Annotated in this window: 7 protein-coding genes and 2 tRNA genes; all 9 read left to right on the forward strand. The window is 61.0% G+C overall.

The genetic code is table 11. The annotated features are described in order from the left end of the window. Positions 1-310: 310 nt before the first annotated feature. The 9 genes from HMPREF9440_RS06125 to HMPREF9440_RS06165 all read left to right on the forward strand — a co-directional run bounded on the left by HMPREF9440_RS06125 (position 311) and on the right by HMPREF9440_RS06165 (position 7,426). A tRNA-Gly gene (locus HMPREF9440_RS06125) sits at positions 311-385 on the forward strand. 100 nt (positions 386-485) lie between these two features. Next, positions 486-1,223 (forward strand): DNA polymerase III subunit epsilon, encoded by a 738-nt coding sequence (gene dnaQ, locus HMPREF9440_RS06130; RefSeq protein WP_008542524.1) that lies wholly within the window; start codon positions 486-488, stop codon positions 1,221-1,223. Between the two features lie 254 nt (positions 1,224-1,477). Beyond that, positions 1,478-2,233: a basic amino acid ABC transporter substrate-binding protein gene (locus tag HMPREF9440_RS06135; protein ID WP_008542525.1), complete on the forward strand. Its 756-nt coding sequence runs from the start codon at positions 1,478-1,480 to the stop codon at positions 2,231-2,233. 144 nt (positions 2,234-2,377) lie between these two features. Further along, the gene (locus tag HMPREF9440_RS06140; protein ID WP_008542526.1) at positions 2,378-3,043 is read left to right on the forward strand and encodes an amino acid ABC transporter permease; all 666 of its coding nucleotides are present in this window, start codon (positions 2,378-2,380) and stop codon (positions 3,041-3,043) included. A 189-nt stretch (positions 3,044-3,232) separates the two neighbouring features. Then, the gene (gene rpsO, locus HMPREF9440_RS06145) at positions 3,233-3,499 is read left to right on the forward strand and encodes a 30S ribosomal protein S15 (RefSeq protein WP_008542528.1); all 267 of its coding nucleotides are present in this window, start codon (positions 3,233-3,235) and stop codon (positions 3,497-3,499) included. Positions 3,500-3,743: 244 nt separating this feature from the next. Continuing rightward, positions 3,744-5,867, forward strand: coding sequence for a polyribonucleotide nucleotidyltransferase (gene pnp, locus HMPREF9440_RS06150; RefSeq protein ID WP_008542529.1), 2,124 nt, complete (start codon positions 3,744-3,746; stop codon positions 5,865-5,867). A gap of 260 nt (positions 5,868-6,127) precedes the next feature. Then, positions 6,128-6,859: a triose-phosphate isomerase gene (tpiA, locus tag HMPREF9440_RS06155; RefSeq protein WP_040764253.1), complete on the forward strand. Its 732-nt coding sequence runs from the start codon at positions 6,128-6,130 to the stop codon at positions 6,857-6,859. A 52-nt stretch (positions 6,860-6,911) separates the two neighbouring features. Then, entirely contained in the window at positions 6,912-7,271 is a 360-nt protein-coding gene (gene secG / locus HMPREF9440_RS06160) for a preprotein translocase subunit SecG (protein WP_008542532.1), read from the forward strand. Between the two features lie 70 nt (positions 7,272-7,341). Next, positions 7,342-7,426, forward strand: a tRNA-Leu gene (locus HMPREF9440_RS06165).

Consider the following 7,426-nt stretch of genomic DNA (forward strand, 5'->3'; position numbering starts at 1 on the left):
CGTGTACCCGTTTGAGAGAAATTCACGTCAGAGCTCTCTTCTAAAGCAATTTTTCGAAAACACCTTCATTGCAGAAATTCTTGCGTTTTTTGCGAAATTTGCGTATCATTGAGCCTAATCGTACATGATCAGGGGTTTCGAAATCGTCTCCGGACGAGCTGAAATCCCCTAAAGTCAAGATTGACTCCGTCGCCTGTCCATTGGACATACGGAGCGAGAGCGGACCTTCGGGTCCGCTTTCATTTTCTGGGCTGTTCACCCACTCTTGCGAAACCGCATCGTCTCATGTAAGATTAACCTCCTGCGAAACGCGGGCGTCGTATAACGGCTATTACCTCAGCTTCCCAAGCTGATGACGAGGGTTCGACTCCCTTCGCCCGCTCCAAACTTTTCGCAACTGATGACCTCGCGAGCTCGTCTCGGCGAGGTTTTTTCGTTTCAGCGCGCTATGATGCGCTCACCGCAACCGAACCACCGAGGTCTTCATGGCTACGCAACGTCTCATCACGCTCGACACCGAAACGACAGGCCTCGAAGCTCAGGGCGGCGACCGCATCATCGAGATCGGCTGCGTCGCGCTCGACGGTCGACTCCTCACGAACCGCCCGGAAGACCGCCTTCAGCTCTACATCAACCCGGAGCGTGAAGTCCCTGCGGACGCCATCGAAGTCCACGGCATCACGAACGAGTTCCTCGCGGACAAGCCGAAATTCGCCGAGATCGTCGATCAGTTCCTCGCGTTTGTGAACGGCGGCACGCTGATCATCCACAACGCTGCGTTCGACACGGGCTTTCTTGACGCCGAGCTGGAGCGCTGCGGGCGCGGCAAAATCAGCGACTACTGCGAGGTGATCGACACGATCAAGCTCGCGAAGCAGCTTCTTCCCGGTCGCGCGGTGAGTCTCGCGAGCCTCTGCCGATACTACGAAATCGACGACTCTGCCCGTACGTACCACGGCGCGCTTTTGGACGCGCAGCTCCTCGCCGAGGTCTACCAGTCGCTGACTCGCGGTCAGGACACGTTCGAGCTTCTCAACGTCGACGCGGACAACCTCCCGCCCATTCCGCCCTTCGAGGCTTTCGTCATCACGAAGGCGACGGACGAGGAAATCGCCGAGCACAACCGCATCCTCGACATTGCAGAAAAGAAGTGCAAGGGCATTTCGATCTGGCGCAAAGGCACCGAAGCCGACACTTCCGAGGCCTCAACCGAAGCCAACTAAACCCCCGAAAAAGTCGACAAAATCCCGACAAATCTCTTTGATTTGTCGGGATTTTTCTTTTTCGTCGCAACCAAACCGAAAACGACTAGGAGATTCTGCTTAGTCCTCCCGACCGCGCTCAAAAAAGCGTTTTCGGCTGATTTTGGGCCTCGCCGCAGGCATTAGGATGCACCTGTCCAAAAACAATCGTTGAGCCTGCGCGCGCCCACGCTTTCACCGCGCGGCCTCAGCACCCCTCAGTTCCGGAGCCCAACATGTTCAAGAAATTCGCCTTCGCCGCCTGCGCAGCCGTTGCGTTCACAGCCACGCTTTCCTCCGCCGCTCTTGCACGCGATCTGCTTCGCGTCGGTACGGAACCGACCTTCGCGCCGTTTGAGTTCTTGGACACCGAAACGAAGCAGTACTCCGGCTTCGACATGGACCTGATCCGCGCGGTTGCGGACAAGGCGGGCTACGACGTCGAAATTCTCAACATGGGCTTCGACGCCCTGATCCCGGCTCTGAAGACGAAGACGATCGATGTGATCGCCGCCGGCCTTTCGATCACCGAAGAACGCGCCAAGCGCGTCGACTTCACGAAGCCCTACTACACGAGCGGCATTTCGATGATCGTCCGCCAGGCCGATGCCAAAAAGTTCGCGACGTTCGCGAACCTTGAAGGCCAGCGCCTTGCGGTCCAGATCGGCACGACCGGCGCCGACTACGCGAAGGGCATCAAGAACGCGAAGGTTCAGAGCTTCAACACGACGAGCGAAGCGTTCCTCGATCTCCAGTCCGGCAACGCCGCCGCGGTCGTGATGGACCGTCCGGTGCTCGCCTACTTCCTGAAGACCCAGCCTAAGGCGGGCAAGTCGCTGAAGCTCCAGCCCGAAATCATGGATGCGCAGAGCTACGGTTTCGCCGTCGACAAGGGCAACACCGAGCTTCTCAACAAGCTCAACAAGGCCTACGACGAACTCGTTGCGTCGGGCGAAGCGAAGAAGATCCACGACAAGTGGTTCGCTGAATAATTCATCGGCTCGGAACCGAACCGGCCTCATTCCGAGGCCGGTTTTTTACAGAATTCGTCTTTAAAAGCGTAGACTGACGACGCTGCGCGCTTTTCCCCACACCCACGCCTTCGCGCAGCGATAAAAATTAGAGGAACACAACGAATGGAATTCGACATCAGCCTGGTCTCGAACAGCCTGCCGCTGCTTCTGCGCGGTGCGCTCCTCACGCTCGAGATCACCGCGCTCTCGGTCGGCTTCGGCCTGATCCTGGGGCTTATTCTCGGTCTTTCCCAGCTCGCGAAGACCCCGCTGCTTCGCTGGCCCGCGAAGGTCTACGTCGACTTCATCCGCGGCACCCCGCTCCTGATTCAGATCTTCATCATCTACTTTGCGCTGCCGAACCTCATCGGTCACCGCATCGACCCGTTCATCGCCGCGGTCACCGCCTGCTCGCTCAATTCGGGCGCCTACATCGCGGAAATCTTCCGCGGCGGCATTCAGTCGATCTCGCAGGGTCAGATGCGCGCCGGGCTCTCGCTCGGCATGACCTACGGCCAGACGATGCGCTACATCGTGCTGCCGCAGGCCTTCAAGCGCATCATTCCGCCGCTCGGCAACGAATTCATCGCGATGTTGAAGGACTCGTCCCTGGTGTCCGTCATCGGGTTTGAGGAACTCACGCGTTCCGGCCAGTTGGTCATCGCCGAAACCTACGCGACGATCGAAATCTGGACGGCGGTCGCACTCCTCTACCTCATCATGACGCTCTCGATCTCGCAGATCGTCCGCTTCATGGAAAAGCGCTTCCGTCTCTCCGACGAACGTTGACCAGTCGAAGTCCCGAACTCGAAACCCCGGCCCGAACCGCCGGGGTTTCGCTTTTTCAGCGATCGCGCGAAGAAAAGTCCTCCGCGCCCTTGCAAGTCGCTTCGAAGCGCAGGTAGAATTCGCACTTTCACGGCGCAGGTCTCAACGCCCGCGTCCGCATGTTTCACATTTGAGTGCATAGGAATACCCATGTCCGTTGAAATGAACAAGTCCGAGATCGTTGCGAAGTTCCAGCGCGCCGAAGGCGACACCGGCTCTCCCGAAGTTCAGGTCGCTCTCCTCACGGCCCGCATCAACCATCTCACCGAACACTTCAAGGTTCACGCCAAGGACCACCACTCCCGCCGCGGCCTTCTCCGCATGGTTTCGCGCCGCCGCAAGCTCCTTGACTACCTGAAGCGCACCGACCTCAACGCCTACCGTACGCTGATCGACGCCCTCGGTCTCCGTAAGTAAGGTTTCCCGCAAGGCCTGCCGATTTTTTCGACAGGCCTTCTTTCTATCCACCGTCGTCCTTCGCGGCTCCCTCAACCTCCCCCTTTGTCTCCAACCCATCGAAGCGTTGCGATGCGAGCGGTTTTTGCTGAAGACCATTGGCACCGCAGCGTTCGAGCAATCGACGTGAATTGTCCGGGGCGGTTACACTAGCGCGGTTGAGTCCAGCACTCGAAAACGACGAATTTTTTAGGAAACATCCACGATGACGATGTTCAACAAGGTCTCGAAGACCTTCCGCTTCGGCAACCACGACGTCACGCTCGAAACCGGTGAGATCGCCCGCCAGGCGACGGGTTCCTGCATCTGCCGCATGGACGATACGGTCGTCCTCGCCACGGTCGTCGCCAAGAAGGAAGCGAAGCCCGGTCAGGACTTCTTCCCGCTCACGGTCGACTACATTGAAAAGACCTACGCCGCCGGCAAGATCCCCGGCGGCTTCTTCAAGCGTGAAGGTCGTCCTTCCGAAAAGGAAACGCTGACGAGCCGCCTGATCGACCGTCCGATCCGTCCGCTCTTCCCGGACGGCTTCTTCAACGAAGTTCAGGTCATCATTCACGTCCTCTCCGCGGACCCGATGGTCGACCCGGACATCCCCGCGATGATCGGCGCCTCCGCCGCGCTCGCGATCTCGGGCATCCCCTTCAAGGGCCCGATCGGCGCCTGCCGCGTGGGCTACGTCAACGACGCCTTCGTTCTCAACCCGACCACCGAAGAACTCAAGACCTCGCGCCTCGACCTCGTGGTCGCCGGTACGGAACGCGCTGTTCTGATGGTTGAATCCGAAGCCGACGTCCTCCCCGAAAAGACGATGCTCGACGCCGTGATGTTCGGTCACCGCGAAATGCAGGTCGCGATCAACGCGATCAACGAACTCGTCGCCGAAGCCGGCAAGCCCGCCTGGGATTGGCAGCCCGCTCCGAAGAACGAAGCGCTCTACGCCCGCATCGTCGAAATCGCCGACGCCGGCCTCAAGGAAGCCTTCTCGATCCGCCAGAAGCAGGCGCGTACGGAAAAGCTCCGCGAAGTCTATGCGCTCGTCGAAGCGACCCTCACGGCCGACGCCGAATCCGCCGGCACGGAAGTCGCCGACATGAACGAAGTTCACGGCATCCTCTTCGAACTCGAAGCGAAGATCGTCCGTTCGAACATTCTTAACGGCGAACCCCGCATCGACGGCCGCGACACCCGTACCGTCCGTCCGATCGAAATCCGCCAGAGCGTCCTTCCGCGCACGCACGGCTCCGCCCTCTTCACCCGCGGCGAAACGCAGGCCCTCGTCACGACGACCCTCGGCACGAAGCAGGACGAACAGATCATCGACGGCCTCTGCGAAGAAACGCACGAGCGCTTCATGCTCCACTACAACATGCCCCCGTTCGCGACCGGCGAAACGGGCCGCGTCGGCTCGCCCAAGCGTCGTGAAATCGGCCACGGCCGTCTCGCGAAGCGCGCCCTGAAGGCCGTGCTTCCGACCGCGGACGAATTCCAGTACACGATCCGCGTCGTCTCCGAAATCTGCGAATCGAACGGCTCGAGCTCGATGGCTTCCGTCTGCGGCGGCTGCCTCTCGATGCTCGACGCCGGCGTCCCGCTGAAGGACTACGTCGCGGGCGTCGCGATGGGCTTGATCAAGGAAGGCAACAAGTTCGCCGTCCTCACCGACATCCTCGGCGACGAAGACCACCTCGGCGACATGGACTTCAAGGTGGCGGGTACGGAAAACGGCGTGACCGCCCTCCAGATGGACATCAAGATCGAAGGCATCACGGCGGAAATCATGCAGGCCGCGCTCGCGCAGGCCCACGAAGGCCGCCAGCACATCCTCGGCAAGATGCACGAAATGGCCGGCGGCGGCGCGCACGAACTCTCCGACTACGCGCCCCGCATGGTCTCCTTCAAGATCAACCCGGAAAAGATCCGTGACGTCATCGGCAAGGGCGGCTCGACCATCCGCGCCCTCACGGAAGAAACCGGCACGACGATCAACGTCGAAGACGACGGCACCGTCACGATCGCGAGCCCCGACATGGCCCGCGTCGAAGAAGCGCGCCGCCGCATCGAGCTGATCACGGCCGAAGTCGAAGCCGGTCAGATCTACGAAGGCACGGTCCAGCGCCTGCTTGAGTTCGGCGCGATCGTTCAGCTGCTCCCGGGCAAGGACGGGCTTCTCCACATCTCGCAGATCGCCAACGAACGCGTGAACCAGGTCTCCGACTACCTGAAGGAAGGCCAGAAGGTCCGCGTCAAGGTGATCGAAGCCGACGAAAAGGGCCGCGTCCGCCTCTCGATGAAGGCGCTTCTCAAGGAAGACGTCCTGCAGGGCTGATGACTGAGACGTGATCCGCCCTGCGGATCACGCTCCGCCCGACATTCGACCGACCGTTCCGCACCTGCGGGACGGTCGGTTTTCTTTGAACTCTCCCCAACGGAAGCTTCCCGACGAAACCCTGCTCGGAAGCGCCCGGAGAAGCGCGTGAAGAAGCGGACGCCCCGGGGCCAACTAAGGTAAAATGCGCGGATTAAGCTTGGGGCGGTCGTCCGCCGCGCCGGCGTTGTTTGAGTCCCCCTTTTTTCGGAGAAGCCCAAGTGCGTGAACGCCTCGTCGTAGCCAACTGGAAGATGAACGGCAACCGTGCGCAGAACGAGCGCTGGACCGAAGTCTTCCGCGCGAAGGCGGCTGATTTGAGCTGCCGCGCGGTGGTCTGCGCGCCGTCGGTGTATCTCGCCACGCTTCCCGTCGACGCCCACTTCGAACTGGGCGCACAGGATGTGAACGAAAACGCGAAGGGCGCGTTCACGGGCGAAGTCTCCGCGGCGATGCTGGCGGACCTGGGGGTGCGTTGGTGCATCGTCGGTCACTCCGAGCGCCGCACGCTCTACGGCGACACGGATCAGCGCGTCGCGAAGAAGGTGCGCGCGTTGGTCGAGGCGGGCGTTCGTCCGATCGTCTGCGTGGGTGAGACCCGCGCGGAACGCGAAGCGGGCGCGACCGAAACGGTCGTTCTCCGCCAGTTGGACGCCGTGCTCTCGCTCGTTCCGGCGGAAAAGTTGGGCGCACTGGCGTACGAACCCGTCTGGGCGATCGGCACCGGTCTCACCGCGACGCCCGAAACCGCGCAGGCGGTTCACGCGGCGCTCCGCGCGCACGTCGAGCGCACGGACGAAGTCGCCGCGGCCTCGTTGCCGATTCTCTACGGCGGCAGCGTCAAGCCCTCGAACGCGGCGGAACTCTTCGCCCAACCCGACATCGACGGCGGCCTCATCGGCGGCGCCGCGCTCGATCCGGACGATTTTCTCGCCGTCTGCGCCGCACGCTGACGGACACTCTTTTAGAATTCACCATTCGGCAAAATCACAAGGTTGAACCAAAATGCATTTCCTGCTCAGCATTGCCCTCGTTCTGCAGATCATCTCCGCTGTGGTCGTGATCGTTCTCGTCCTGATGCAGCACGGCAAGGGCGCTGACCTCGGCGCCGCCTTCGGCAGCGGCGCTTCGGGCTCCGTCTTCGGTGCGACGGGCAGCGCGAACTTCCTTTCGCGCTCGACCGCGATCGCGGCGACGGTCTTCTTCTGCTCGACGATCGCCCTCACGCTCGCTTCCGGCGCCTTCTCCAAGCGTGCCGCGCAGCCCGCCGGCGGCGTTCTCAGCACGGTCGAACAGCCCGCATCCCAAGAAAAGGGGATGGGTTCGAACGAAAATAACGCCCCCGTGAATCAAATTCCGAGGTAAAATGCTCCTTCTCCGCTGATCGAGTTCCTCAAACTCCAAGACAGATCAGCTGAGACACAACTTGAAGGCCGCGGTCGTGGCGAAATTGGTAGACGCACTATCTTGAGGGGGTAGCGGAGAGATCCATATGAGTTCAAATCTCATCGACCGCACCA

The sequence above is a fragment of the Sutterella parvirubra YIT 11816 genome, from assembly GCF_000250875.1.
GTDB lineage: Bacteria > Pseudomonadota > Gammaproteobacteria > Burkholderiales > Burkholderiaceae_F > Sutterella > Sutterella parvirubra.

What these genes read in the sequence shown, in the direction of transcription:
- secG (WP_008542532.1), top strand. Translation starts at nt 6,912, where the DNA reads ATGCATTTCCTGCTCAGCATTGCCCTCGTTCTGCAGATCATCTCCGCT.
- dnaQ (WP_008542524.1), top strand. Translation starts at nt 486, where the DNA reads ATGGCTACGCAACGTCTCATCACGCTCGACACCGAAACGACAGGCCTC.
- HMPREF9440_RS06140 (WP_008542526.1), top strand. Translation starts at nt 2,378, where the DNA reads ATGGAATTCGACATCAGCCTGGTCTCGAACAGCCTGCCGCTGCTTCTG.
- rpsO (WP_008542528.1), top strand. Translation starts at nt 3,233, where the DNA reads ATGTCCGTTGAAATGAACAAGTCCGAGATCGTTGCGAAGTTCCAGCGC.
- HMPREF9440_RS06135 (WP_008542525.1), top strand. Translation starts at nt 1,478, where the DNA reads ATGTTCAAGAAATTCGCCTTCGCCGCCTGCGCAGCCGTTGCGTTCACA.
- pnp (WP_008542529.1), top strand. Translation starts at nt 3,744, where the DNA reads ATGACGATGTTCAACAAGGTCTCGAAGACCTTCCGCTTCGGCAACCAC.